Origin of the sequence: Flagellimonas sp., from assembly GCF_965215805.1 — a bacterium.
GTDB lineage: Bacteria > Bacteroidota > Bacteroidia > Flavobacteriales > Flavobacteriaceae > Flagellimonas.
The window spans coordinates 3,584,617-3,611,134 of the sequence record NZ_OZ244124.1; the positions used below are offsets into that span (position 1 = coordinate 3,584,617).

Below are 26,518 nucleotides of genomic sequence, written 5' to 3' on the forward strand. Positions count from 1 at the left end.
TTTCGTTTTGATAATGAGTACAAAAATAACAATGTTTCTTTGAAATGCCTTTTCTTTTTGCTATTTGATTTAGCTCATGTTAGTATTCTGACAATGTTCTGTTAAAGGGTGTATCAACGCCACTGAAATTGTTTAAATTCAAGGGTTTTTGTTTTATGCGTACGCTTAGATTACAAAATGAAGTTGAGCTGTTTGTGGCAGGAGTAGGTGCCGCACAAAGCCTGTTTCTTTCCATTTATAGTTTGTTGGAACGCAAATGGGATTTTAGAAACCTGTTGCTCTCCCTTTTCTTTTTTGCCATCACCATTAGATTGACCAAATCCATACTCTGGGTCTACCTGGATACCAGTCCTATCTGGTTCATCAATTTAGGATTTGCGGCCCATGCCCTTACTGGTCCGGCACTCCTGTTATATGTCTGGCACTTTCTTTTCCAAAAAAAATGGTCCCATTGGAATTGGATCCATTTTGTTCCAGGAATTTTGCTGTTGCTTTTTATCAACCTTTTAACCAGAGACGGGTTTTGGTACATTGGTGGTTACACGGCCTTGTTGTTTCATCAAATGAGCTATGTGCTGGGTGGTTTGGTTCTTCTGGGCATATTTCTTAGAAAAAAATCGTTACGCGTCCAACCTACCAAAGCAGCCAAAATTTGGCTTACCATCTTGATATTGGGCACTGCCACCCTGCAGTTTCTTTATTTTTCCAATTATATTTTGGGGATTACCCCGTACCTCTTAGGCCCCTTGCTGTATTTACCTTTCATTTATTTTCTGGCATTTGTATTGTTCAAAAACCCAAAAATCCTTCAGCATGTAACTGCCCAAAAAAATGGTGCTGCTAATTTGTCGGCAGAGGAACTAAGTGCACTGGCCGAGAGACTTCAAAAAACCATGGAATCCGAAAAATTATACCTTGATCCGGATTGTACCATGGCCAAGGTGGCCAAAGCCACCAATATGCAGCCTTACTTGGTTTCCCATGTGGTCAACAAGGTGATAGGAATGGGATTTCCAGATTTCCTTAACTCCTATAGAGTGGAGGCTGTGAAAAATAGACTTGTCCACCCTAATTACAGGCATACCAAAATTGCCAGCATCGCATATGACTGCGGATTTAACACCCTTTCGGCCTTCAATACCGCTTTTAAAAAAGCTACTGGATTCACTCCAACAAAATTTCAAAAAGAACAAGTTTCTTCTTAAGGATTTATAAATCCGTCACACACATTTATCAATCACATAGCTTAATCCCCATAGCGTTCACATCTTGGTATTTCAATTGGAATACTGAATGAACCACTTATTTAGACCTCACAAATCGTACAAAGGCAATTCGCCTAAGTTTCAGGAAAAGCAGCTTGTGGCATTATCCGCCATTTACTTTTTCTGTTTACTCTGTGGTTATTTTATCCTCCGTCCCATTCGGGATGAAATGGGTATCCTAAACGGGGTTGTAAACATGCAATGGTTATTTACGGGAACCTTTGTGGCCATGTTAATGGTCGTTCCAGTTTTTGGATGGGTAGTGAGCAGATTTTCCATCAGCAAGGTGTTGATGTATTCCTATGGATTCTGCATTGTCAACATTTTGGTTTTCTATTTCCTTTTCACCCTATTTGGCCCCTCAAGAGGAATGGCCGCTGCCTTTTTTATTTGGCTCAGCGTTTTCAATTTATTTGTCGTTTCCCTTTTCTGGAGTTTTATGGCCGATGTATTTGACAGTGTGTCTTCCAAACGTTTTTTTGGTGTTATTGCCTCTGGAGGAAGTTTGGGCGCGCTGGTGGGGCCGGTAATCGCCAATGTAGTTGGGAGTAACTTTTCCATCGGAATCCTCTTATTGGTTTCAGCATTTTTTTTGTTGATGGCGGTCTGCTGCATTCATTTCATTCTAAAACTTCAGCCCCTTAAAACCAAGGGTGGTGTTAAGACCAATACACCTAAGCCAAACCTTTCCCAGCTTTTTGAAGGTATACGTCACATGGCAAAGTCACCTTACCTATTGGGCATAGTTGGCTTTGTTTTGCTCTACACCTCCATATCCACCGTTTTGTATTTTGAGCAAGCCCATATTGTGGAAAAGGAGCTGTTATCAAGTGCCAACCGTCTTGACTATTTTTCGAGCTTGGATTTCACCATCAATGCCATTGCCATCTTTGGGCAGTTCTTTCTAACCGCCAAAATCATTCGTAGGATTGGCTTATCTATAGTTTTGGCTTCAGTTCCCTTATTGGTAGGACTGGGATTGATTTTTTTGGGTCAGAACCCGACATTAACCATTATCGCATTGCTGATGGTCCTTCATCGTGCCGGTAATTTTATGTTGTTAAGACCGGCGCGTGAAATTTTATTTACAGTAACCGAATTTGAGGAAAAATACAAATCCAAAAACTTTATCGATACCGCCATCTATCGTGGCGGGGATGCCCTTGTTGGATGGCTTTTTGCCGGAGTAGCTGCCCTTGGATGGGGTCTTGGATTCATTGCCCTGGCAACCATTCCCCTTTCATTTATCTGGAGCCTGGTCGGTTTCCGATTGGGTAAAATGCAGCTTGTTAGGGAGAATGACTTAACTTTAAAAAAGAAGATGTATGAAGAACATGTATAGCAGAAGAGACAGCTTGAAATTGTCATTGTTGGCGGGATTGGGACTTTCGCTCCAACCCTCCTATGCCTTTTTTAATCCTAAGGACAAAGTCCTTACGCGACCCATTCCCAAATCAGGTGAAGCGCTACCCGTTGTTGGTTTGGGTACCTGGCAGACTTTTGACGTGGGCAACTCTGTTGAGAAACGCAAATTATTAACCGAGGTATTGACCCAACTGCATGGTTTTGGAGGCTCGGTAATCGATTCTTCCCCGATGTATGGGAGCTCGGAAAAAGTGGTGGGTGATCTAGCAGGACAACTTGATTTCCAAAAGCAGTTGTTCTATGCTACCAAGGTTTGGACTTCCGGAAAACTGGCTGGCATACGGCAAATGGATTCCTCGTTTAAAAAGATGGGGGTCACCACTATGGATCTGATGCAGATACACAATCTTGTTGATTGGAAAACACACGTAAAAACGCTGAAAGATTGGAAAGCCCAGGGAAAGATTCGCTATTGGGGAATTACCCATTATGTTGACTCTTCCCACGAATCCCTGGAGCGCATCATTGCAGCAGAGCGTCCAGACTTTGTCCAATTCAACTACTCCATCAGATCCAGACATGCGGAAAAATCCCTTTTCCAAACAGCCCATAAGTATGAAGTAGCTACCCTAATCAACCAACCATACGGTGGCGGTTCCTTGTTTGGAGCTGTGCGAGGGAAAACCCTACCTAGTTGGGCAAAAGAATGGGGCATTCACAGTTGGGGGCAATTCTTTTTAAAATTCATCCTCTCCAATCCCCATGTAGGCTGTGTAATTCCAGGAACCTCCAAACCGCATCATATGATAGACAATATGGGAGCTGGTCTGGGCAGAATCCCAAATAGGGAAACCCGTGAAAAAATGGCCTCCTACATAAAAAAGTCACTTTAGAAAAATGCTACATTGGGGCCAAGGGGAATTTAACGGCACCATAGCACCCTATCCAAAGACCACCAATATGGGAAAGATATAGTCCGGTTTCAAACCAAACTGGGCCATGCCAGTGCCCGCTGGATGTAAGTACAAGGAACTCTCCAATAATGAAAAGTGAAATTATAAATAAGGGTAAAAAATTATCCTTGACGACTATTAAAGTCGAAATAAATCCAGCGATTACCGCAGAAAGAAAAAAGGCCGTGCTTCCAAAAATCAATTCTTGAATGGAAGAGGTGCAAAAACTTAAGCCTTTAAATAAAATGTTATGTGAGATGGTCGTATAAAGTATGAGAGAGAACCCTCCTACGACCGTAGAAAGCACCGTGAGAAAAACCCGTGTACGCGAATTCATGAGTAAAAAGATGTTTTTTGATTGTGGTTCGTTTCTTGATTTGACCAAAAAATTAGGAATATCCCACGAATCCGGAATCCCATTTAACATCGATTTACGTTAAACTTTCCTAAATAGGAATTGCTGTGCTATGTTTCACTTCACTAATTACAAAGGAGCTTTGGGTGCTTCCGATGTTACTGATAGCCGTAAGCTTGGCCACCATAAATTCACGGTATTTTTCCATATTTTCCACATGAATCTTTAAGATGTAGTCATAATCCCCGCTAACGTGAAAACACTCTGAAACTTCCTGCAGTTTTAGAACTTCCCGTTCAAATCGAAGTACATTCTCCTTGATATGTTGAGCCAATCTAATATGGCAAAGCACAGTGAAGTTTCGCTGGATTTTGGATTTATCCACAAGGGCGACATAGCCCGTCACCACCCCTTGTCGCTCCAGCCTTCGAATACGTTCATAAACCGCGGTTTTAGACAAGTTAAGGGAGTTTGCGTATTGTTTGGTGGTTTTTTTGCTATCCTCTTGTAGGAGCTGCACCAGTTTTTTATCAATTTCATCCAATTCCATACCGACCTTTTTTCAGTGAATTTTAAATTATAACGAAAATTAAAGATTATTATTCGTATAAAAATATAATTTTAGAACAATGTTCTTAAATAACTAATATCCATTGATTTTTTGTCCATACAAAGGTAATTTTACTGCAAAACTTACCGAATGGATTACAAAGCTTCAGACAAAATTCAGGATCTTCAATATTTTGGGGAATTCGGCGGGGTAAACCCTTCCATTTCCGATTCATCCACCTATACCTTTTTATCGGCCAAGACCATGTTCGACACCTTCGAGGGGAATACCGAGGGCTGTTATCTTTACAGTAGGCACTCCTCTCCATCCAATCTGTATTTGGGGGAAGCCATGGCCCAATTGGAGGGCACAGAGTCAGCCAACGTCTATGCCAGTGGAATGGGAGCTATCAGCGCCGTAATCTTACAATTGTGCAATGCGGGAGATCACATTGTTTGCAGCAGAACCATTTATGGGGGCACCTATGCCCTATTGAAGAACTTTTTGAAAAAATTCAATATAACCACCTCTTTTGTAGACATCACCAAATTGGACTCGGTTGAAGGGGCCATAACCTCAAAGACCAAAATGATCTATTGCGAAGCGGTCAGCAATCCGTTGCTTGAGGTCGCGGATTTACCATCCTTGTCCGTTTTGTCCAAAAAACACGGGATGCCCTTGGTGGTGGACAATACTTTTTCGCCCCTTTCCATAAGTGCGGCTAAATTGGGTGCCGATATTGTGGTACACAGTCTCACAAAGTTCATTAATGGAAGCAGCGATTGCGTTGCAGGGGCCGTATGTGCTTCCAAAGATTTTTGTTTGAGTCTGAAAGATGTCAACGATGGGGCCGGCATGCTCTTGGGAAGTACTATGGACAGTCTACGGGCCGCTTCAGTTCTTAAAAACATGCGAACGCTTCATATCAGAATCAAAAAGCACAGTGAAAATGCGCTGTATCTTGCCCAACAATTTGAAAAAGATGGCCTAACCGTGGTGTATCCAGGCTTAAAATCACATTCCGGACATGAAACCATGACCTCCCAGTTCAATCCTGAATTTGGATATGGCGGATTACTCACTTTGGATGTTGGTTCTTTGGACATGGCCAATGCTCTGATGGAATTAATGCAACGTGAAAAACTGGGATACCTGGCCGTTAGTCTTGGCTTTTACAAAACGCTTTTCAGTGCTCCAGGCACTTCTACCTCCTCAGAAATTCCTATGGAAGAACAAGAAGCCTTGGGATTATCCCAAGGATTGATTCGCTTCTCCATTGGTTTGGATAACGATATTCACAAAACCTATTTGACCATGCGCGCATGCATGGAGCGATTGGGAATTTTGCAAACAGGCAAGGTGTTGGTATAGCCCGATGGTTTGCACAACAGGACGCAATGTTGTAATATTACTCGTTAACAAAACCAGACTACATGGCGGAAAAAGCCCAAAAACCCAAGTTTAGAGAAGCAGAGAACATTGTAGAAAATAAAGAACTTAATATTTGGGAGGCCCTAATTCCGGTTTTCGCCTTGGTGGCCATGTTGGCCTACAACGTATACGTTTTTGGTGACGACGCCTTAAGTGGCTCCAATCAGTTTATTCTACTTTTGGGAGGAGCGGTTGCTGCCATTGTTGGTTTCTTCAACAAAGTATCTTACAAACAAATGCTGGCCGAGGTTGCAGAGAATGTGCGATCTACAACAGGAGCCCTGCTCATATTACTTATGGTGGGAGCCCTTTCAGGAACTTGGCTGATTAGCGGCATCATTCCCGCCATGATTTATTACGGGCTTCAGATTCTTAATCCAACCATTTTTTTGGCAGCTTGCGTTATCATCTGCGCCATTATTTCCATCGCCACAGGGAGTAGCTGGACTACTGCTGCTACCGTTGGTATTGCCTTAATTGGGATTGGGGACGCACTGGGTATTTCCTTGGGTATGACAGCCGGGGCTGTCCTCTCAGGAGCCTATTTTGGAGATAAAATGTCGCCCTTGAGCGATACCACTAACCTTGCTCCTGCTATGGCGGGAGGGGATTTATTCTCACATATACGGTATATGGGGTGGACCACGATCCCGACCATTTCGGTAACACTCGTAGTGTTCATTATCCTAGGGTTTACAATTGATTCTTCAGGCGTAGCGGATACCGATGCCATTCTTAAAAATGTCGCCTCCACCTTCAATATTAACGGTTGGTTGTTCTTGGTTCCTGTAGTGGTTATTTTCTTAATCGTAAAAAAAGCACCACCGCTGCTGGCTCTTCTGATCGGGACGCTTTTGGGAGGTGTTTTTGCCCTAATTTTCCAACCTGAGTTGGTTACATCCGTGGGCGGGGGAACAAGCTTGACTTTTGAATCTGCTTACAAGGGAATATTGAATGCCATAACGGTTGACACCAACATTGAGACCTCAGACCCTGCTCTGAACGACCTCTTTTCATCTGGAGGAATGGCAGGAATGCTCGGCACTATTTGGTTGATTGTATGCGCCATGGTTTTTGGCGGCATCATGGACGGGATTGGAGCGCTGCAGCGAATCACCAAATCTCTCTTGAGCATGGCCAAGACCACGTTTGGATTATTTGCCAGTACCGTGGGAAGTTGCCTTGCACTCAATGTTACTGCCTCAGACCAGTACCTTGCTCTGGTAGTTCCAGGGAAAATGTTCTCCAAAGCCTATCAGGAACGCGGGTTGGCACCTGAAAACCTAAGTCGGACCTTGGAAGATTCAGGGACGGTAACTTCGGTTCTTGTACCGTGGAACACCTGTGGAGCCTATCACAGCGGCGTACTTGGGGTTCCCGTAATTGACTACTTTGCTTTTGCCATTTTCAATTGGTTGAGCCCATTTATGACCTTACTGTTTGCGGCATTCAAAATCAAGATCAAGCAACTTACTACGAAGTAAGCGATTAATAACACAAATGTCTTAATCACACCATGTGGTTAAGAACACTAGTCGTAAATTTTATTGTTCTCGTCTCCCCCTGCGACCAGAAAGGCCATTAGATCACTTAATTCCTTCTCGTTTAAACTATTAATTAAACCAGCTGGCATTACAGATTGCGCAGACTCTTCAACTTTAGCTATATCAGCTCTTTTTATGATACTGGTAATATCTGGAGAGAAGGCATTTATACTTACGATTATCTCGTCGTCTCTTTCTTCCACTGCCCTTCCTCTAATGGTGTTGCCACTGGTCAAATGATAAATGGTGTTTCTATATCTGTCTGAAACCGTTTTTGAAGGATTGACAATCGCCTCTGCAATGTCCTTAATTGAAAAACGTGTCCCTATTTGTGTCAACTCTGGACCTGAATTGCCTCCAACTCCTTTTATACTATGGCATAAAACGCACATTGATGCTCTATAAAAATTTTCGCCGTTGGCAAAGTTGGCATCCTTTTTATTTTCATTAAATGCTTTCTCAACCTGGGCAACAGTATAGTTTTTTCCTGGGCCATCCGGCATTCTCACATCTTTCATCAAATCTGCTTGTTGATTCATGGATTCACTAGACAAGGACTCGAAATACGCTCGTTCTTCATCCGGAACATTTTCCAAGGCTTTGCGTTGAATGGCTTTGATAAAATTAGCATACTGTTTTCCGCCTGATTTTTTTAACGCTCGATTATACCATCTAAAATACCGCTCCCTCAAGGCTTTTGTCCAACCAGATTTTACTTCACTTAAGCTTTTGGCATAACTGATGTTTTGCTGATTGGGCATGTTTTTGAGCATGTTTTCCACGTCTTTACCATACTGATCACTTCGTTTGGTAATATCCCCCGACAAATAATTAGATTTTAAATTGGACGTAATGGTGTCGTTCTCCATTTTATAAATGGTAGCCTCTAAAATTTCTGAGGTATCCAGATAACTCAACAACTTGGTTATTTCCTTATTAAGATGTTCCGATTCTTTTAAGTGATACGGTAAAAGTTTAGTGGCAATGGCCCTTTGTAACGATGCATCAACGCTTTGATTGCTTCTGATGATCAACAGCTCTGTGGCTCTTAAAAAATCTATTTTTTCCAATGAAGTTAAATCTGTCCAATCCAACTTCATTAAAGCTTGTAATGCCTCCACTCTATCGTTGTCCTTGCCTTGATGGGCAATGGCAATCGCTAAGGCGATTTTTATCAAAACACTTTCATCTTCAACGATTTTATGTTTCCAAATAGCAACATCCTGATTTTCCAATGCTACTCTAGATGAAAATCGAATATATCTGTCCTCATGATCTAAATTTTCAACCAAAAAATCTATCTGATCTGGACTTTTTATACTTTGATAGCTCTCAATTTTTTTTCTAAGCTTTCTTTCATTTTTACCTAATTTGTTCGGAGTTGCCGTCTTAACTTCATTGTTCAAGGCACCTGTATAGGTTAGTTTATACAAGGCGGACTCCAAACGCCTTCCTCCTGTCAAGAAATACATGGCACCATCATTTCCCACAATTCCATTGGTCAAAGGCAAGGGCACTCCTGAAATAAACTCAGTAACTTTAGCCGTATAGCTACTTCCTTCGGGGGTCAGACTGGCAAAATACATGGTACCATAACTCCAATCAAAAAGATAAAATCCATTTTGATAATAGTTGGGAAACTTCAAGCCTTCGCCTTCCAAAAGTCCTGTTGGAGATCCTTGCCCCAAATTTGCAATGCTGGGTAAGTTATCTGGGAATTCAGCATCAAACTTACCTGTTCCTGTACGCCAACCAAAATCGCCCCCGCTTGTTAAATGGCACAGTCTAATAGGCCTGTACCACGGCATTCCCATGTCGTATTCCATATCAGAATCGAACCCGAATAGTTCTCCATCAGGATTAAAAGCTATATCATAAGTATTCCTGAGTCCTACATTTAAAAGCGTCCAATCCCTACCTTCAAAATCAGTTTTAACCACCCAACCACCTGGCGCTTTTACATCATTGGCATGACCACTGGGGTCTTTAATAACAGGCAATAAATTATCTTCTCCCCAATTCTTGGGTATTACGCTGCCAATATCTTCCGGAATATCGGTATGGTTTCCTAAAACCATGAACAGTGACTGTCCGTCCGGTGCCAAAGTTATGTTGTGGGGACCATGTTCTCCCCAACCCTTAAAAGTCCTAAGCATTTTAACCGTATCAAACTCATCATCACTATTTGCATCGGTAATTTTATAAAAACCACTTTGTATGTCTAAGTCGTTTTCACTGCTTGCATTGACCAAGGCATACAATGTGTTTTTATGCCAGAGTAAACCTTGCGCCATACCTAATTGGATATCAATCTTTTTGACCACAACGCTATCTAAATTATTTTCTGTACTAGGTAAGGTTACCCTATAGATAGTTCCAAATTGGTCCGAAGCATACAAACGTCCTTTGTCATCTTTGGTTATGCTCACCCAAGATCCTTGGTCATGGGTACCAGGGCTATATAGCTTCTCTATTTTAAAACCTTCGGGGATGGTTATGTTGTGCATGGTGATTTGTTCTGTAATAGGTCCAGAAAACTCTTTTTTACAGGAAACAGTACAACCCAAAACCATGATCAGTAGGTAAACCTTATACAGTTTTAAAACAAGACTTTGCCCATTAGTCCTTTTTTGATGATTATGCATATGAAGTTTGTTTTTTAGTGGTTAAACCATTGTGCTTTTGGTAAAGTTATGCATACCGTTCCATCGCCGTAATTTGAAAAATGCCAACTCCGAATCAAATTACAAGAAAATAATGGGGAATGAACCAAGTGGATATAAAATCGAGTTTTTTGTAACAGATATGGTTGCCGAAACTCGCAGACATCAAAGTCAACATCACCTAAATGCACCATAGGTTTGGCCTCTGCTTTCTTCAACGTTAACACGTTTAAAAAATAATCAGAATATTGGTCTTGACATTATCAGTTCATTTTTTTATTTGCTTCATTTTTTTGGTTCCCTCAATAATTTTTCTCCTTTTTTACACAAATGGAAATACGTGTTTTTGTCAGCAAATTTGGATTCAAAAATGAACCAGTTTTAATGAGCAAGAGCTAAATTTGTTGACGCACAAAAAAGCACGTAAATTATGACATTAGTTGGCAAAAAATTTCCAAATCTAGAAGTCAATGCCATTGACAAATCCGGCATTACAACCAAGCTGAACATTCTTAAAAAGGCTCAAGAATCAAACAAAAAAGTGGTGCTTTTCTGGTACCCCAAGGATTTTACTTTCGTTTGTCCAACAGAGTTGCACGCCTTCCAAAATGCAATGGAAGAATTTGACAAAAGAAATACCCTCGTAATTGGTGCTTCTTGCGATACGGCGGAGGTTCACTTTGCTTGGTTGAACACCGAAAAGAAAAACGGAGGTATTGAGGGTGTTACCTATCCCCTATTGGCGGACAGTAATCGAAACTTGGCCTCTACCCTGGGCATTTTGGACATTACAGACGAAAAATATGATGAGGAAACCAAGGTTTTCACTGTCGAAGGAGATAATGTAACCTATAGAGCCACCTATTTGATTGATGAAGAAGGAACCATCTTTCACGAAAGTGTGAACCATATGCCGCTTGGTAGAAACATTGATGAGTTCATCAGGCTGATTGATGCCTATACGCATGTACAGGAAAAAGGTGAGGTTTGCCCTGCCAATTGGAACAGCGGTAAAGAAGCTATGAATGCCGACAGGAGCGGTGTGGCCGAATACCTATCCAAGCACGCCAATTAATCCCTTAAAGAGGAAACAAAACTCTGGAATTGATCTGTTTCTTTCCATAAAAAGGAAGGAACATCCCAAAATAAGACAGGCCCATTGGAAAAACTTTTTCAATGGGCTTCCTTTTTTGCCACGGACTTTGGATTATTTAGTAATTTCACCCTTCTTAAAACTTTTCATATGGCATCAATAACACTAGGCGGAAATCCCGCCAATACAGTTGGAAACCTTCCTGAGGTAAACTCACAAGCACCCACTTTTACGCTAACCAAATCGGATATGTCCACAAAAACGCTTTCGGACTATCACGGAAGCAAAGTGGTTTTAAATATTTTTCCAAGCGTGGACACAGGTACTTGTGCCCAGTCCGTAAGACAGTTCAATGAAGAAGCTGCCGAACTCAGTGGTGTAAAAGTGCTCTGCATTTCCAAGGATTTGCCATTTGCCCAAAACAGATTTTGTGGAGCCGAGGGCATTGAAAATGTGGAGATGCTTTCCGATTACAAAACAGGTTCTTTCGGTCAGGATTATGGGCTAGCATTTGCAGACTCCTCCTTTGAAAGCCTGCTTTCCAGATGTGTTGTAGTGTTGAATGAGGAAGGTAAGGTCATTTATACCGAACAGGTACAGGAAACTGCGGATGAACCTAATTACAAGGCAGCGCTAGAAGCCTTAATGGATGCCTAAGGAGTCCTTCTTCATCAACAGGATCAAGAGTGTTGGTTATGCCTTTAAAGGGCTGTTCTTGCTATTGCGGACGGAGGCTAGTATCAAAATCCAATTTGTGATAGCCCTGCTCATGACTGCAGCGGGTTTTTATTTTGAAATCTCATCAGGGGAATGGATGGCCCAATTGATTTCCATTGGAATGGTCATGGGAATTGAAGGCTTGAATACTGCTGTAGAGAAAATCTCGGACTATATCCAACCCGAAGATGACCCAAAAATTGGTTTTATAAAAGATATCTCTGCAGGAGCCGTTATGATAGTATCCATCATAGCATGTATCGTGGGACTTGTTATTTATGTGCCAAAATTGGTTTAGCAACATCTGTTTCCATGGTAAGCATCGTAAATTTGTAAATTAGCCCCGTTATTAATCATTTGCATGGCCAAGAAGAGGACAAAATCCAAACCTAAATCCGCCAAAAGAAAGTTATCCTTAAAACCGTCCAAACAGAATAAAATTATTTTGGGTAGTTTGCTTATTGTACTCAGTATTGCCCTGTTCTTCTCCTTTATGTCCTATTATTTTACCTGGCAGGAGGATCAAAGTTTACTTACCGAGTTTAGGGACCGCAACGCGGAAGCCAACAACTTACTAAATAAGTTTGGTGCCGCCGTAAGTCATTTTTTTATGTACAAAGGCTTTGGTTTGGCCTCCTTTGTATTTCCGCTATTGCTGGCGGTGACCGGACTCTATCTCTTTTTGGGCCTGAACAACAAAGGACTGGTAGGCAAATGGATTTGGGGGTTGATCGGTATCATTTGGGTATCCATTGCCCTTGGATTTTTCGCTATGGAGCAACCCCTTCTGGGTGGACTTATTGGCTATGAAATGAATGATTTCCTTCAGGATTATGTAGGCAAGATTGGGGTTTTCCTCATTTTGATTTTTGTCTTGATGGTCATCTTGGTTCGCTTGTTCAATTTTAGTCCTGAGGGGATAGGCAACTTCTTTAGAAACCAACGGCAAAACCTGAAAACTGACTTTAAAAAGAAAGATTCGGCACCAAAAGTTTTGGGCACCGAGGATAATAGTATCGAGCTAAGCACGGAGGAAGAACCTGTTTTGGTGGATACCTATACCCACAAAAAAGACATACCACCCCTAAACCCAGAAGCCGGTCTGGACGTAAATCTTCCGAAAGAGGAAGAAACCGACATCGACCTAAAGGTAGAAACAGTTAAGGAGGAGAAAGAAGAAAAGGACATTAAAGCGGAAAAATTGGTGAAGGACTTTGGGGAGTTCGACCCAAAACTGGAACTGGGCAATTACAAATTCCCAATCCTAGATCTCTTGGAACCCCATGGAGCTTCTTCAGGAATCACAATCAACCAAGAAGAACTTGAGGAGAACAAGAACCGAATCGTTAGCACCCTAAAGAATTATAAGATTGGGATAGCCCAAATCAAGGCCACTATAGGTCCCACAGTGACGCTTTACGAAATTGTGCCTGAGGCGGGAATCCGAATTTCCAAAATCAAAAATCTGGAGGACGACATCGCCCTGTCTTTGGCAGCGCTTGGGATTCGGATCATTGCCCCTATTCCTGGAAAAGGAACCATAGGTATTGAGGTGCCCAATAAAAATGCTTCCGTGGTATCCATGCGCTCGGTAATTGCCTCCAACAAATTCCAAAAGGCCGAAATGGAATTGCCCATTGCTTTTGGAAAAACCATCAGCAACGAAACTTTTGTGGTGGATTTGGCAAAAATGCCCCATATGCTCATGGCAGGTGCCACTGGACAAGGTAAATCCGTGGGATTGAATGCGGTGATCACTTCCCTATTGTACAAAAAACATCCAGCGGAAATCAAGTTTGTACTGGTGGATCCCAAGAAAGTGGAACTGACCCTGTACAACAAAATTGAAAGACATTTCTTGGCCAAACTTCCAGATTCAGAGGACGCCATTATCACGGACAACACCAAGGTGATCAATACCTTGAATTCCCTTTGTATTGAAATGGACAACCGCTACGAGTTGCTGAAAACGGCCATGGTGCGGAACATCAAAGAGTATAATGTCAAATTCAAGGCCCGTAAGCTGAATCCCAACGAGGGCCATAAGTTCTTACCTTATATTGTTTTAATTATCGATGAGTTTGCCGACCTGATTATGACGGCAGGCAAGGAAGTGGAAGCTCCCATTGCGCGTTTGGCCCAGTTGGCCAGGGCTATCGGAATTCATTTGATCATAGCCACCCAAAGACCCTCTGTAAATGTAATCACCGGTATTATCAAAGCCAACTTCCCGGCGCGAATTGCCTTTAGGGTGACTTCCAAAATAGACTCCAGAACCATTTTGGACACCCAAGGAGCCGACCAATTAATTGGGCGCGGGGATATGCTATTTACCCAGGGTAATGATGTGACCAGACTCCAGTGTGCTTTTGTGGACACCCCTGAGGTGGCCAAAATCACAGAATATATTGGCTCGCAACGCGCCTATCCGGATGCCCATTTACTGCCAGAATATGTAGGTGAGGACTCTGGCACGGGGATTGATTATGACATAGCGGACAGGGATGCCATGTTCCGGGAAGCGGCAGAGGTCATTGTAAATGCCCAGCAAGGTTCCGCATCGCTGATCCAACGAAAATTAAAATTAGGATATAACAGGGCAGGACGAATCATAGATCAATTGGAAGCGGCAGGAATTGTAGGTCCATTTGAAGGAAGTAAAGCAAGACAAGTATTGGTTCCCGATATCCTGGCCTTAGATCAACTTTTAGAAAATGAAACAAAATAGCACAATGTTCAAAAAACTATTTCTTTTTATCGGGCTTTTTGCCGTGGGTTTCTTTGCCCATGCACAGAACGCAACCAAGGCCAAAGCGCTTTTGGATGAGGTATATAGCAAAGCCAAAAGCTACGATAACATCTATATAGATTTTAAATATGGTCTTGAAAATTCTGAGGCCAACCTAAAGCAGGAATCCAGTGGAAATGTGACCTTAAGTGGTGATAAATATCTTTTGGATTATTTGGGCGCCCAAGTGATGAGTGATGGTTCCAAAGTATACACCATTGTTCCTGAAAATGAGGAAGTGACCATTGAGGCTATTTCCGAAGACGACAACAACATTACCCCATCAAAAATGTTGACCTTCTACCGCTCTGGTCATAACTATGCCTGGGATCTCCTTCAAAATGTGGGCGGAAGAAAAATCCAATATGTAAAGTTGACCCCCATCGATTCCAACACCGAAATAGCGTCCATTCTTTTGGGTGTGGACATGGGAACCAAGCATATCTACAAGCTTATCCAAACGGGAAAGAACAGCACAAAAACAACGATTACCGTTAATTCTTTCAAAACCAATCAGCCATTGTCAAGTACACTGTTTACCTTTAACGCGAAAAAATTCGAGGACGACGGGTACTATATCATAAGAAATTAGGCATTGAAGATACTTGACCGGTATATATTATATAGGTTTCTCTATAACTTCTTTAGCTCCTTTTGCATCCTGATTGTCATATTCATCTTCCAAGGGATATGGCTTTTTATAGATGACTTGGCGGGAAAAGGACTTGGCGTGGTGATCATAGCCAAGTTCATTTTTTATTTTATCCCCACCCTGGTGGACAAGGTACTCCCGCTAACGGTACTGCTATCATCCATTCTCACCTTTGGAACTTTTGCGGAAAACTATGAATTTGCGGCCATGAAGGCCTCTGGTATTTCCCTTCAGCGGGGGATGCGCAGTTTGATAGTTTTTGTGCTCTTTTTAGGCGTTGTCACTTTTTTCTTTGCCAACAACATCATTCCCAAATCCGAACAGAAGATGTTCAACTTGAGGCGTAACATCGCCAAGGTTAAGCCCGCTGCGGCCATTACAGAGGGAGTGTTCAGTGATTTTGAAGGTACTGGGGAAGGGATGAACATCAAGGTGGATAGAAAATATGGAGAGCAAGACCGCTTTCTGGATAATGTAATCATCCACATCAAGGACAAACAAGCTGTAAACACCACAGTTATCAAGGCCAAAGAAGGGGAACTGATCAGTAGTGAGGATTCTGATATTATTGAGTTGGTACTTAAAGATGGGAACTATTACAAGGAATTAAAACCCAAAAGAAGCGAGGAAAAAAGGAAACATCCTTTTGCTAAAGCAAAGTTTGAGACCTATACCATCAATATTGATATTTCCGAACTTAACAACCAGGATTTGGAGGAGGAAGGAAACATCACCACGGACAAAATGAAAAATGTTGTCCGCCTGGTCAAGGACATTGATTCTTTGGAAAAGAATAATTTGGAAAAAGTGGAGGCTTTTTCCAAGAACATCATTACGCGGATGGGTGCCTTTCCTGTTCCTACCAAGCAAGACAGCATTCAAAAAGCGCAAAGGGCCAAACTGGACAAAACTGAGCTGACCGAAAAGAAAAAAGCCCAGTACGATAGCATTTCTACCATTAAGGAGTTTATCAAAACCCTTCCCGAGTGGCAACAGTTGCAAATTGTTACTTCTGCCCGCACCTCTACCAAGAGTATATTGACCACGGTTATTGGTAAAAAAGAAGAGCTGCAAAAGCGGTTTAAGTTTTACAACAGCCATATTCTGTCCCTGCATAAAAAATATGCCCTGGCATTCTCCTGTATTATCCTATTTTTTGTAGGAGCTCCCTTGGGTGCCATAATTCGCAAAGGTGGTTTGGGATTACCCATGGTGATTGCCATTATCCTGTTTTTGGCCTATTATTTTATTGGGGTATTTGCAGGAAACTACTCCAAAGAGAACAATATTCACCCTATATTGGGCGCCTGGCTGTCTACCCTGATCATGCTCCCCATGGGAATTTCCTTGACCCGACGGGCCACTGCAGATAGAGGGTTGATTGGGTTTGGGCATATTATGGATGGAATTAAGAACCTGTTCAAGAAGAAAGAAAAAGAGGATACGGAATGAGTGATAAGGAAAATAGCCGACTGAATGCCATAGAAGAAGCCATAGAAGACATCCGACAAGGCAAGGTTATCATTGTGGTAGATGATGAAAATCGTGAGAATGAAGGGGATTTCTTGGCCGCTGCTGAGCTCATTACACCCGAAACGATAAATTTTATGGCCACCCATGGCCGTGGACTTATCTGTGTCCCACTTACCGAGGGACGTTGCGAAGATCTAGGCTTGCATAAAATGGTTACCCATAATTCCGATCCCTTGGAAACGGCTTTTACCGTATCAGTGGATTTAAGAGGAAATGGGGTTACCACAGGTATTTCTGCTGGAGATCGGGCCAAAACCATCATAGCGCTTACGGAACAGGGTACCAAACCACATGATTTGGCAAGACCTGGGCACATTTTCCCTTTAATTGCCAAAGAAGGTGGGGTTCTCCGTAGAACAGGGCATACCGAAGCCGCCATAGATTTTGCCCGTTTGGCCGACCTGAAACCTGCCGGGGTTATTGTCGAAATCATGAATGAGGATGGCAGCATGGCAAGATTGCCCGAGTTGCGGGAGGTAGCCAAAAAGTTTGACCTTAAAATTGTTTCCATTGAGGACTTGATTGCCTACCGTATGGAACATGATAGCTTGATTGAGCGCAAAGAGGCCTTCGATATCAAAACCCGATTTGGGGACTTCCGTTTGCGTGCCTATAAACAAACCACCAATGATCAAGTGCACATAGCATTGACCAAAGGACATTGGAAAACTGGGGAGCCCGTGTTGACAAGAATCAATTCCACTTTGGTGAACAATGATATGTTGGGCACCCTAACCAATAATCCAGATGAGCGGTTGCAACGCATGTTTGATGCGTTAAATGCTGAAGAAAAGGGAGCTATGATCTTTATCAACCAAGGCAACCAACACATGAATCTGCTGGGTCGCTTGGCAGAATTAAAAAAACTGCAGGCGGAGGGCATTTACAAGGCACCAAAAATAGACATGGACACCAAGGACTTCGGAATTGGAGCGCAAATTTTACATGACTTGAATATTTCCAAACTTCGATTATTGACGAACTCTGCTCAGACCAGACGGGTGGGAATGGTAGGTTATGGGCTTGAGATTGTGGAATATGTTGGCTACTAGTTGTTAGACTTTGGACCTTAGACTAGGGACTAGAGACTTTAGACCCAAGCTACTGCTTATTCTTCTTCCATTAACCGAATCAACTCGTCCACTTTTTTCAATCGGGGTATGAATTCTTTCTTGACCCCTCTTTTATTTAACCAATACGTGAATGCCCCGACCCCTGTAAATGCCGACAGGCCAACCCATACTTTCTTTATTTTTATAATCTCCTGCCAGGTTTTATTCAGCAAATCTAAAGAGCCAATCAAAAATATAGTGCAACCCATTAAACCCGGAAGAATATACCAGTACAGTACACTTTCAATCAATCTCTTTTGTTTTTCCAGATAGATCTTGCTCTGCTTTAAGTATTCAAGATAGGACGTGGCTTCGCTAGGCTTTTCTTTTTTAACCTTTAGTAGCTTATAGACGACAAATAAGATATAGGCCACAATCCAAATTGCTCCAATTTTCGCCAACACATTGGGCTGCCGATAAACTTGATACAAAAAGAGAGGGGTCATTAGTATTGCAACACTGATTTCTACCGTATCCCTAATTTTAACAGCCCTATCAAAGCTATCCAGTCTGTTTTGCACATCCAGCAGGAGTCTGGACTTTTCAAACTTAATGCGCTCGTGCTTTGGCGAGGACTGCCAAATTTGAATCAATTCATCCTCAATCATAACTTTTCATTTAAACAGTTCAACAGTTTTGTTTTGATACGTTTAACGCGAACGGCGACCGTATTTTCCTTTAATCCCAAAATAGTTCCAATCTCTTTATAGGGAAGTTCTTCCAGGTAAAGCGTGATTACCGCCTTGTCAATTTCATTAAGATGTCTAACACATTGCCGCAACAAATCCAATTTCAATCTACTCCTACTCTCTTCCTGATGCCCTTCAATCTGTTCAATGGTAACGCTTTTAATTTCCGAAATCCGTTTTTTGTCCCGCAATAAATTGGAGCGGTATCTAAGCCCCACATTCAGGGTAATCCGATACATCCAAGTAGTCAGTGTTGAGTCTCCATTAAAATTGGGGAGGGCCTTCCAGATATTGACCAATACTTCCTGAAACAGGTCTTTAGCTTCTTCTGTACTGTTTGCATAAGAATAGCAAACACGAAGTAATTTTTCCTGGGATTCGTCCAAGGCGTTCAGGAAGGTACGCTCTAAATCTTTGTTCATTAGGATTGCTGCCTTTATTGGTTTAGTTACAGGCCATTTGAAAATATGACATGAAAACCAAAAAAGTTGCAATCCAAGTGAGAATTACACTTTTAAAATCGAAGAATGGTGCTTATAGAATTTTCCGCAGCACATCGGCCATAGTTTGGGCCCTTAGCTTAACATCGTCGGCTGTCCAACCTAGTTTGATCAAACAGGAAATGTTGCGCCCCACCCAATGGTCAGATACGGAGAAATCTGCTTTTTCATAATCGGGAAGAGCTTCCAGCACATCTTTTGGCAATTTTCCCAAGGATTTCTTTTGGGTCAAATGCTCCCATTTGCGGTAGTAATGCCAATTGTTGTTATACCAATAAAAACAACCATCCACACCTGCCTCTCCCAAGGCTTTTTGAGCTTGCTGCGCCAATGCTTCCGAAGGAAGAAAAAAACTAAGGAAGGAATAATTCTCCTCGCCTCCCTCGGGTACTGTCCTGAATTGGACTCCATCAATATGGCTTAAAGCCTCGCGTATTATGGCATAGTTTTTCTTTTGAATGGCGATAAATTCATCCAAACGGGACAGTTGGGCCAATCCCACAGCGGCATTCATTTCAGAAATACGATAATTGTAACCCAAAAACGGATGCGCCTCTGCTCCCCTATCGTTTCCTATATGGTCATGTCCATGATCAGCATATTTATGGGCATTCTGATAATACGTTTCATTGTTCGTAAGTATAGCACCTCCCTCACCGCAGGTTATGGTCTTTACATAATCAAAAGAAAAGCAGCCCAAATCCCCAATGCTTCCCAATGGCTTTCCATGGTAGGTAGCCCCTATGGCTTGGCAAGCATCTTCCAACAACAATAGCCCATGTTGGTCGCAGATAGTTTGCAAGGCTTCGAGATTGGCCATGGAACCACACATATGCACTGGCATAACGACCTTGGTTCTTGGGGTAATGGCTTTCTCCACAGCTTCAGGGTTCAGGGTCAAGGTATCATCCACATCAACCAGAATAGGAACAGCACCTAATGCCAGAATCGATTCAAAACTGGCCACAAAGGTGAAGGTGGGCATGATGACCTCGTATCCTGCTCCAATGCCGGCGCTTGCCAAAGCTACGGTTAGGGCAGCCGTACCACTACTCACCAAATGCACATGATTTGATTTCATTTTTTGCGCCAAGGCAGCTTCCAGCTCTTTGGCTTTCCAATGATTATTACGCATACCGTCAAAGCCATAGCGCATCAGAACCCCCGAATCCAGGACGTCCTGTACTTGTGCTCGTTCCTTATCTCCAAAAAGTTCAAATCCAGGCATAATGTATTTTGTTAATGGTTAAGGGTTAATCCGTTATCGATTATTGATTATTGATTATTGATTATTGATTATTGCCCATTGCTAATTGTTCATTGCTAATTGTCGACTATCCAAAAAACCACAGTTTTATCGCCATAATAATGACCATTACCACCAAAAAAGTCTTGATAAACCCATCCCCTTTTTTGACGGAAAAACGGCTGGAAATCCAACCCCCGGTTCCATTCCCGATAGCCAAGATAAGTCCAACTTTCCAGTCCACTTTATCATTGAATGCAAAAACCGCCAAGGCGGACAGCATATAAACAAAGACCACTACCACTTTTGTGGCATTGACCCGAACCAGATTCATACGGTTGACAAAATGCATAAACAAAATCATGAGGAAACCAAGGCCAGCGTTTATAAAACCTCCATAGATTCCAAAAAAGAAGAAAACCACAATGCTCAGCCAAAGGTATTTTCCGGTGAGCCGTTCCTGCATTTCCTCCAATTTCAGCTTAGGCTTGAAAATGATAATCAACACCACGGCCAGCATCACCATGGCCAAAATCTTATTGAAAGTCTCCCCATCCACATCCACAGCAATCCTCGCCCCAAGAATGGCGCCTAAAAAGGCCGAAATTCCAAGGTAAATGTTGAAGGGATAAGTTGAGACGCCTTTGCTCTTGAATCCAGCAGTGGCTATGGCCGTTTGTATCACTATGGCCACTCTGTTGGTTCCATTGGCCACAGCCGGGGGAAGACCCAAAAAAATTAAGGTAGGAAGCGACAGCAAAGAGCCACCTCCTGCAATGGTGTTGATAAAGCCTACGGCAAAACCAACCACAACCAAAAGTACATAATGGTACCACTGATCCATGGGGGCAAATGTAAGCGGTATAAATGAAATGGAAATCTGAAATAAAATAAAGTGTTCAGGTTTTTACTGAAATAAAAAAGCTTACTATATTTGCACCCGCCTTTGCGATGGTAAAAGATGGTAAAGGGCGGGCAAGCCCGCAAACATTGGAGGAATGGCAGAGTGGTCGAATGCGGCAGTCTTGAAAACTGTTGAGGGTCACACCTCCGGGGGTTCGAATCCCTCTTCCTCCGCAAAGAAAAGCTTCACCATGGTGAAGCTTTTTTTTAGAGCAAACGAAATTGGTTTCAATTTGCCATAAAAAATCAAAATGGCTCTGATAGGAGCTTTTCTTTGTATTGGATTCCAATTTGGGATGTTTGTCTTGCAAAGAATCCCTCTTCCTCCTAGAGACACTATCCCAAAACAAGATTCCCTTCGAATTAAGATTTACATGGGTTTCATCTCAATAGAACAATTATTGGAGTATCTTCATTGATGATTTAATTATCGGTATTGAATCCAAAACCTGCATACCAAAAAGACCTTCGAATTTTCCAATCCATCGTTCAATTTAAATGGGTTTTAATCCTTTTACTGGGATTTATTCAAATTGGTTTTGGCCAAGTTATTGAACGACCGGAATTTGCTTCTGGAAAATTGACCGATTCCTTCAATTTTGATGGGGCTTTAAGCGAAGAGGACTGGAATACTGCGCCTGTACTTACCAATTTAAAAACCACAGTTCCAGAAGAAGGGGGTATGCCCTCGCAATCGACCTTAATCCAAGTTATAGCTGATGCCAGAACCGTAGTGATTGGTATAAGCTGTAATGATACCAATCCAGAAGGAATTATTCGTTTTTCCAAATTACGGGATACGGATATTTCAGAAGAAGACCATGTTAAAGTGGTCATCGACCCTTTTTTGGACGGGCAATCTGGCTACATCTTTGCGGTTAATTCCCTGGGAGCACGTTACGATGCGCTGGTATCAAACCGCGGTGAAGATGAGAACGCTGATTGGGATGCTGTTTGGGATGCCAAAACACAAATTACGGATAAGGGTTGGACGGTCGAAATTGTAATTCCCATTCAAAGCATTGCCTTTAAAAAAGGGCTGTCCAAATGGGGCTTTAATGTGGAACGAAGAATACAGCGCAATCAAGAGACCATCCGTTGGTCGAATGTCAAACGTGACCAGTGGATTGCCCAAACCAGTCGGGCGGGATTGGTCACCGGACTACCTGAATTCAATTATGGGATTGGAGTCAATATTAGACCCTCCTTGATTGCCAACACCAACCAATCGGGCTCTGATGGTGCCATGGTGGTAGATCCCGATATTAGTTTTGATGCCAATCAACGTATTGGCCCCAATGTTCTTGCTACATTTACCGTCAATACCGATTTTGGAGAAACCGAGGTAGATACACGTCAGACCAACTTGACCCGTTTTCCGTTATTTTTTCCTGAAAAACGTACCTTTTTCCTTGAAGGTTCCGACATTTTCGAATTCGGATTTGGTACTGGACGCAGTACTATTCTTCCCTTCTTTAGTCGACGCATTGGACTTCGCGACAATGTTCAGATTCCAGTTGTTGGTGGAACCAAATTGAATGGTCGCATTGGCAAGACCGCTTTTGGTGGATTGGGTATTCGAACCAACGATTTCAGCTTAGAGAACAATAATTTCAATGCCACCAATATGGGAGTGGTTCGGGTTCGCAGAAACGTGCTCAAGGAAAGTTCCGTAGGCTTTATAGCTTCAGCCGGTGATCCATTGGGGCGTGATGGCAGTTGGATGTCCGGGGCTGATTTTACCTTTCAGACCACCCGATTCCATGGGGACAAAAACTTTTTGGTAGGAGGTTGGGCGCTATTTACGGATCGAGAAGACCTGTCCAGCGATCGTGCGGCCGCAGGTTTCAAAATCGATTATCCCAATGATCGCTGGGACGTTGCCGTTACCTATGCCCGTATCGGGGAACAGTTTGACCCTTCTTTAGGTTTTGTACCAAGACGTGGTGTCAACTTCTATCGCTTTGGAGGGACTTTTGCGCCAAGACCCAAAACCCCTTGGCTCCGCCAAATGTTCCATCAGTTTTTTGTTACGTATGTCAATAACATTTCAGGGCCATGGCAGTCCTATAGCATATTCACAGCCCCTATCAATTGGCGTTTGGAAAGTGGCGATCGTGTAGAAGGTAATATTAGGCCCGTGGGCGAGAACATATTGGAGCCTTTTGAAATCTCGGATGGAGTGACCATTCCTGTGGGTGAATACAACTTTATGCGCTATCGTTTGGAAGCGGAATTTGCCCGTAAACGTCGTCTAAGTGGTCAGGCCACCTGGTGGTTTGGTAGTTTTTATGACGGGAACTTGGATGAGTTTGAATTGACCCTCAACTGGAATCCCAGTGCGCTTTTGGCGTTTGAATTTAGCGGACTTCACAACCGTGCCAGGTTGCCATTTGGGGATTTTGACCAAACGCTGGCAGGCCTTCGTGTACGATTCAATGTCACTTCGAACCTTCAGCTGAACAGTTATCTACAGTACGATACCGATAGCCGTGTTTTGGGATTAAATGCCCGTATACATTGGATCTTCTCTCCGCTCGGTGATGTCTTCTTGGTGTTTAACAACAATACCTTTAACGGTCTAAACCAACCTTGGGAGCTTCAAAACCGACAGATTTTGTTGAAAGTACGATATAATTTCAGACTATAAAGGATTAAGCGGCCAACCCGCTTAATTTAATTTTTCTTACCAAAATTTGTTCTCAAACATAGAAATCAGGGACAAGCCTGCCGCTGCTCCCGAAATAAAAACATTCCAATCCCTGTGTTTGGCTTTGAGTACGTTAAGAAACAGAAAGGAGAATGCAACAATAAAAAATACCACCAACAATTGTCCAAGTTCAATTCCCAAATTAAAACCAAGCAAAGGAACCAAAACATCTGATGGATCCATGAGCAGTGCCTTGAAATAATTGGAAAAATCCATTCCGTGAATAAAGCCAAAGAACAAAGCCATTGCATAGTTTCTTCCCATACGGGTAGACAATTCGTCAGGGCTTGGGCCTACTACGTTATGCAATGCCGTGACAAATATGGTCGTAGGAATCAAAAATTTGATGATATTCGAAGGGATAGAAATGATATCCAAGGAAACAAGAGCCAAGGTAACGCTATGACCAATGGTAAATGCCGTAACCAAAATCAGGATATTTCTCCACTGCTGGATGCGATAGACAGCGCAGAGTACAATCAAAAAGAGTATATGATCATAACCTGCCAAGTTAGAAATATGTTCGAAGCCTAATTTTAGGTAAAAATGGAACGGATGCATTTTAAAATTTCAATTGGTGGACAGCTGTTTTTTTGTTGAGCATCAAACTTTTTGACTCCCCATTGACGTGGACGTAGACAATGTTGTTTTGATCAAAAAAAAGATCGGTAAAAACTGCATTCTTAATTTCCAATGACGATAAGGGCGCTTCTTGTCGATACTCAAAATAAACCCACAAAGCCGTATTATCTCCTTCCCCACTCAATTTCTTACTTTTTATTTTAAGATTGACCAATTTCCTATTGGCTTTTACATGGAACAGTTGATTCAAGTAGTCCATGAGCAGCTGGTCGGCTTTTGGCGATTCATTAGGTTGACAAAAGGCCAACTCCTTGCTGTAGGGGTCAAAAACTATGGCTTCATTTACATCGGTCAAGAACAACTTTAGGTTCACGGTCAACAGCTGATTGCTGGCAGAATATTCTATTTCGCACAGAGAAAGCCGCAACGGATGTGCCTCCATCGGTTTGGATATTCCCAAAACAACAAAAACAAACAGTACTCTGAACACGGCCTTAATTTCTGGTGATTAGGACGGATTGGATTGAATCTCTTCCGCAACCTTTTGGACTACTTTAAAGACCCGAATCAAATTTCCTCCCCAAATTTTTTCAATCTCTTCCTCGGTGTATCCACGCTTCACCAATTCTATGGTGATGTTCATCACTTCGCTGGCATCAAAAACCCCTTGGATGCCGCCACCTCCATCAAAATCACATCCGATACCAACATGGTCAATCCCAGCGACTTTTACAATGTGGTCAATATGGTCAGCTGCATGTTGAACCGTGGCGAGTGGCGCTGGGTATTTCTCCCTGAGCGACCGAATCGCTTTACGCATCTCCCCGCGTTCTTCCAGGGTCATTTCTTCCACAGGTTTCATATTGGCTTTTAGAGCAGCCGTTGCAGAATCCAACGCAACATTGGGCGGAGGCATACGTAAATAATCTGACAGCATGGTTAATTGCACCACTCCCCCATTTTCTGCCATGAGCTTAAGCATTTCATCGGTCATATTTCGGTCGTGTTTGGTCACGCTACGTGCATTGGAATGGCTTGCAATTATGGGTGCCTTGGACATCTTAATGGCATCGTAAAATACGCTGTCGTTGCCATGGGAAACATCTACCATTATTCCAAGACGATTCATCTCAGCAACCACTTTGGAACCAAATTCACTAATTCCACCGTGTTCTGTTCCCAACTCATCGGTAGCCGAATCCGCCAAATCATTGTTCGAAGAATGTACCAGGGTAATGTAACGTACGCCCTTATTGAAATAGAGTTCTACATTGGCCAAGTCCTTACCGATGGGGTATCCATTTTCAATTCCAATGTATATGGCGCGTTTTCCTTCTTTTTCCAAAGCGTAGGCATCATCTGGGTTAAGTGCAAGTCCCACAACATCAGCATTTCTTTGAGTTGATGCAATGACCGAATCTATCATTTGAAGACATAACGTCTTCGCCCTAGTATTTCCATCATCATCCCTAATATCCTGGGCCACAAAAGCAGCAAAGAAGATGGCATCCAAATCCCCTTCAACCATCCTTGGATAATCCACTTTTGAACCAGTTTCATTGGGGTTATGCCGCTCGGCCATGTCGAAGCCAGGTTCAATCATACGCAAGGGCGTATCCGCATGGGTATCCAGTGTAAGTACGCGCTTGTGGATTTCAAGGGCCTTTTCCACTAATTGTTCTTCCTCGGTTTTTGATTCTTGTGGTTCAGATTTTTCCTTGCAACCCGCCATCAACACCAAGAGGATGGAAAAAAAGGAAAAACTGTGTCGTAACTTGTTCATAGTTTATGGTTTATGTGATACGATATTATTAAATGTACAACAATAATGTACTTCATACTTCTTCGAATTGCATCCATCCGGTAA

Annotated in this window: 23 protein-coding genes and 1 tRNA gene; 14 read left to right on the forward strand and 10 right to left on the reverse strand. The window is 42.5% G+C overall.

Features of this window, described 5'->3' with window-relative positions; translation table 11 throughout:
- Positions 1-155: 155 nt before the first annotated feature.
- From ACOOE0_RS15805 to ACOOE0_RS15815, 3 genes are all read left to right on the forward strand, one after another.
- On the forward strand, positions 156-1,205 hold the full coding sequence (locus tag ACOOE0_RS15805; protein ID WP_420399878.1) for a helix-turn-helix domain-containing protein: 1,050 nt from the start codon (positions 156-158) through the stop codon (positions 1,203-1,205).
- 88 nt (positions 1,206-1,293) lie between these two features.
- Positions 1,294-2,607 carry an NTP/NDP exchange transporter gene (locus ACOOE0_RS15810; protein ID WP_420399879.1) on the forward strand — a complete coding sequence of 438 codons (1,314 nt, stop codon included), beginning with the start codon at positions 1,294-1,296 and terminating at the stop codon, positions 2,605-2,607.
- Complete coding sequence (locus tag ACOOE0_RS15815; protein ID WP_420399880.1) at positions 2,591-3,523, forward strand: aldo/keto reductase; 933 nt, start codon at positions 2,591-2,593, stop codon at positions 3,521-3,523. Before ACOOE0_RS15810 ends, ACOOE0_RS15815 begins: the two co-directional genes overlap by 17 nt.
- A gap of 7 nt (positions 3,524-3,530) precedes the next feature.
- Here the strand turns inward: ACOOE0_RS15815 and ACOOE0_RS15820 are convergent, their stop codons facing one another.
- A complete protein-coding gene (locus ACOOE0_RS15820) occupies positions 3,531-3,920 on the reverse strand; it encodes a hypothetical protein (protein WP_420399881.1) in 390 nt (129 codons plus the stop codon).
- A gap of 109 nt (positions 3,921-4,029) precedes the next feature.
- Positions 4,030-4,488 carry an Lrp/AsnC family transcriptional regulator gene (locus ACOOE0_RS15825; protein ID WP_420399882.1) on the reverse strand — a complete coding sequence of 153 codons (459 nt, stop codon included), beginning with the start codon at positions 4,486-4,488 and terminating at the stop codon, positions 4,030-4,032.
- 150 nt (positions 4,489-4,638) lie between these two features.
- Between ACOOE0_RS15825 and ACOOE0_RS15830 the strand changes: the two genes are divergently transcribed.
- Both ACOOE0_RS15830 and nhaC read left to right on the forward strand, forming a co-directional pair.
- A complete protein-coding gene (locus ACOOE0_RS15830; RefSeq protein ID WP_420399883.1) occupies positions 4,639-5,859 on the forward strand; it encodes an aminotransferase class I/II-fold pyridoxal phosphate-dependent enzyme in 1,221 nt (406 codons plus the stop codon).
- 62 nt (positions 5,860-5,921) lie between these two features.
- Entirely contained in the window at positions 5,922-7,403 is a 1,482-nt protein-coding gene (gene nhaC / locus ACOOE0_RS15835; RefSeq protein ID WP_420399884.1) for a Na+/H+ antiporter NhaC, read from the forward strand.
- A gap of 47 nt (positions 7,404-7,450) precedes the next feature.
- Here the strand turns inward: nhaC and ACOOE0_RS15840 are convergent, their stop codons facing one another.
- Complete coding sequence (locus ACOOE0_RS15840) at positions 7,451-10,108, reverse strand: hypothetical protein (RefSeq protein WP_420399885.1); 2,658 nt, start codon at positions 10,106-10,108, stop codon at positions 7,451-7,453.
- Positions 10,109-10,556: 448 nt separating this feature from the next.
- Here ACOOE0_RS15840 and ACOOE0_RS15845 point away from each other — a divergent pair, with 448 nt between their 5' ends.
- From ACOOE0_RS15845 to ribB, 7 genes are all read left to right on the forward strand, one after another.
- Entirely contained in the window at positions 10,557-11,201 is a 645-nt protein-coding gene (locus ACOOE0_RS15845; protein ID WP_420399886.1) for a peroxiredoxin, read from the forward strand.
- 168 nt (positions 11,202-11,369) lie between these two features.
- Positions 11,370-11,876 carry a thiol peroxidase gene (gene tpx / locus ACOOE0_RS15850; protein WP_420399887.1) on the forward strand — a complete coding sequence of 169 codons (507 nt, stop codon included), beginning with the start codon at positions 11,370-11,372 and terminating at the stop codon, positions 11,874-11,876.
- Positions 11,869-12,234, forward strand: coding sequence for a diacylglycerol kinase (locus tag ACOOE0_RS15855; protein ID WP_420399888.1), 366 nt, complete (start codon positions 11,869-11,871; stop codon positions 12,232-12,234). The genes tpx and ACOOE0_RS15855 overlap by 8 nt, the downstream gene beginning before the upstream one ends.
- A gap of 63 nt (positions 12,235-12,297) precedes the next feature.
- Complete coding sequence (locus ACOOE0_RS15860; RefSeq protein WP_420399889.1) at positions 12,298-14,664, forward strand: DNA translocase FtsK; 2,367 nt, start codon at positions 12,298-12,300, stop codon at positions 14,662-14,664.
- Positions 14,665-14,668: 4 nt separating this feature from the next.
- Complete coding sequence (locus ACOOE0_RS15865) at positions 14,669-15,316, forward strand: LolA family protein (protein WP_420399890.1); 648 nt, start codon at positions 14,669-14,671, stop codon at positions 15,314-15,316.
- Positions 15,317-15,319: 3 nt separating this feature from the next.
- On the forward strand, positions 15,320-16,828 hold the full coding sequence (locus ACOOE0_RS15870; RefSeq protein ID WP_420399891.1) for an LptF/LptG family permease: 1,509 nt from the start codon (positions 15,320-15,322) through the stop codon (positions 16,826-16,828).
- Positions 16,825-17,961 (forward strand): 3,4-dihydroxy-2-butanone-4-phosphate synthase, encoded by a 1,137-nt coding sequence (gene ribB, locus ACOOE0_RS15875; RefSeq protein WP_420399892.1) that lies wholly within the window; start codon positions 16,825-16,827, stop codon positions 17,959-17,961. Before ACOOE0_RS15870 ends, ribB begins: the two co-directional genes overlap by 4 nt.
- 56 nt (positions 17,962-18,017) lie before the next feature.
- Here ribB and ACOOE0_RS15880 read toward each other — a convergent pair whose 3' ends face one another.
- From ACOOE0_RS15880 to ACOOE0_RS15895, 4 genes are all read right to left on the reverse strand, one after another.
- A complete protein-coding gene (locus ACOOE0_RS15880) occupies positions 18,018-18,629 on the reverse strand; it encodes a hypothetical protein (RefSeq protein WP_420399893.1) in 612 nt (203 codons plus the stop codon).
- Entirely contained in the window at positions 18,626-19,132 is a 507-nt protein-coding gene (locus ACOOE0_RS15885) for an RNA polymerase sigma factor (protein WP_420399894.1), read from the reverse strand. The genes ACOOE0_RS15880 and ACOOE0_RS15885 overlap by 4 nt, the downstream gene beginning before the upstream one ends.
- A gap of 112 nt (positions 19,133-19,244) precedes the next feature.
- A complete protein-coding gene (locus ACOOE0_RS15890; RefSeq protein ID WP_420399895.1) occupies positions 19,245-20,438 on the reverse strand; it encodes a DegT/DnrJ/EryC1/StrS family aminotransferase in 1,194 nt (397 codons plus the stop codon).
- A 106-nt stretch (positions 20,439-20,544) separates the two neighbouring features.
- Positions 20,545-21,300: a sulfite exporter TauE/SafE family protein gene (locus ACOOE0_RS15895; RefSeq protein ID WP_138833486.1), complete on the reverse strand. Its 756-nt coding sequence runs from the start codon at positions 21,298-21,300 to the stop codon at positions 20,545-20,547.
- A 148-nt stretch (positions 21,301-21,448) separates the two neighbouring features.
- On the opposite strand from ACOOE0_RS15895, the gene ACOOE0_RS15900 reads away from it, so the two are divergent.
- Positions 21,449-21,533 (forward strand) — tRNA-Ser (locus tag ACOOE0_RS15900).
- A 262-nt stretch (positions 21,534-21,795) separates the two neighbouring features.
- The gene (locus ACOOE0_RS15905) at positions 21,796-24,009 is read left to right on the forward strand and encodes a DUF5916 domain-containing protein (RefSeq protein ID WP_420399896.1); all 2,214 of its coding nucleotides are present in this window, start codon (positions 21,796-21,798) and stop codon (positions 24,007-24,009) included.
- A 36-nt stretch (positions 24,010-24,045) separates the two neighbouring features.
- Here ACOOE0_RS15905 and ACOOE0_RS15910 read toward each other — a convergent pair whose 3' ends face one another.
- Genes ACOOE0_RS15910 through ACOOE0_RS15920 form a run of 3 tightly spaced genes read right to left on the reverse strand, consistent with a single transcriptional unit; the run spans position 24,046 to position 26,434 of the window.
- Positions 24,046-24,630, reverse strand: coding sequence for a HupE/UreJ family protein (locus ACOOE0_RS15910; protein ID WP_420399897.1), 585 nt, complete (start codon positions 24,628-24,630; stop codon positions 24,046-24,048).
- Between the two features lies 1 nt (position 24,631).
- Positions 24,632-25,141: a DUF6702 family protein gene (locus tag ACOOE0_RS15915; RefSeq protein WP_420399898.1), complete on the reverse strand. Its 510-nt coding sequence runs from the start codon at positions 25,139-25,141 to the stop codon at positions 24,632-24,634.
- An 18-nt stretch (positions 25,142-25,159) separates the two neighbouring features.
- On the reverse strand, positions 25,160-26,434 hold the full coding sequence (locus tag ACOOE0_RS15920) for a dipeptidase (protein WP_420399899.1): 1,275 nt from the start codon (positions 26,432-26,434) through the stop codon (positions 25,160-25,162).
- Positions 26,435-26,518: the final 84 nt, after the last annotated feature.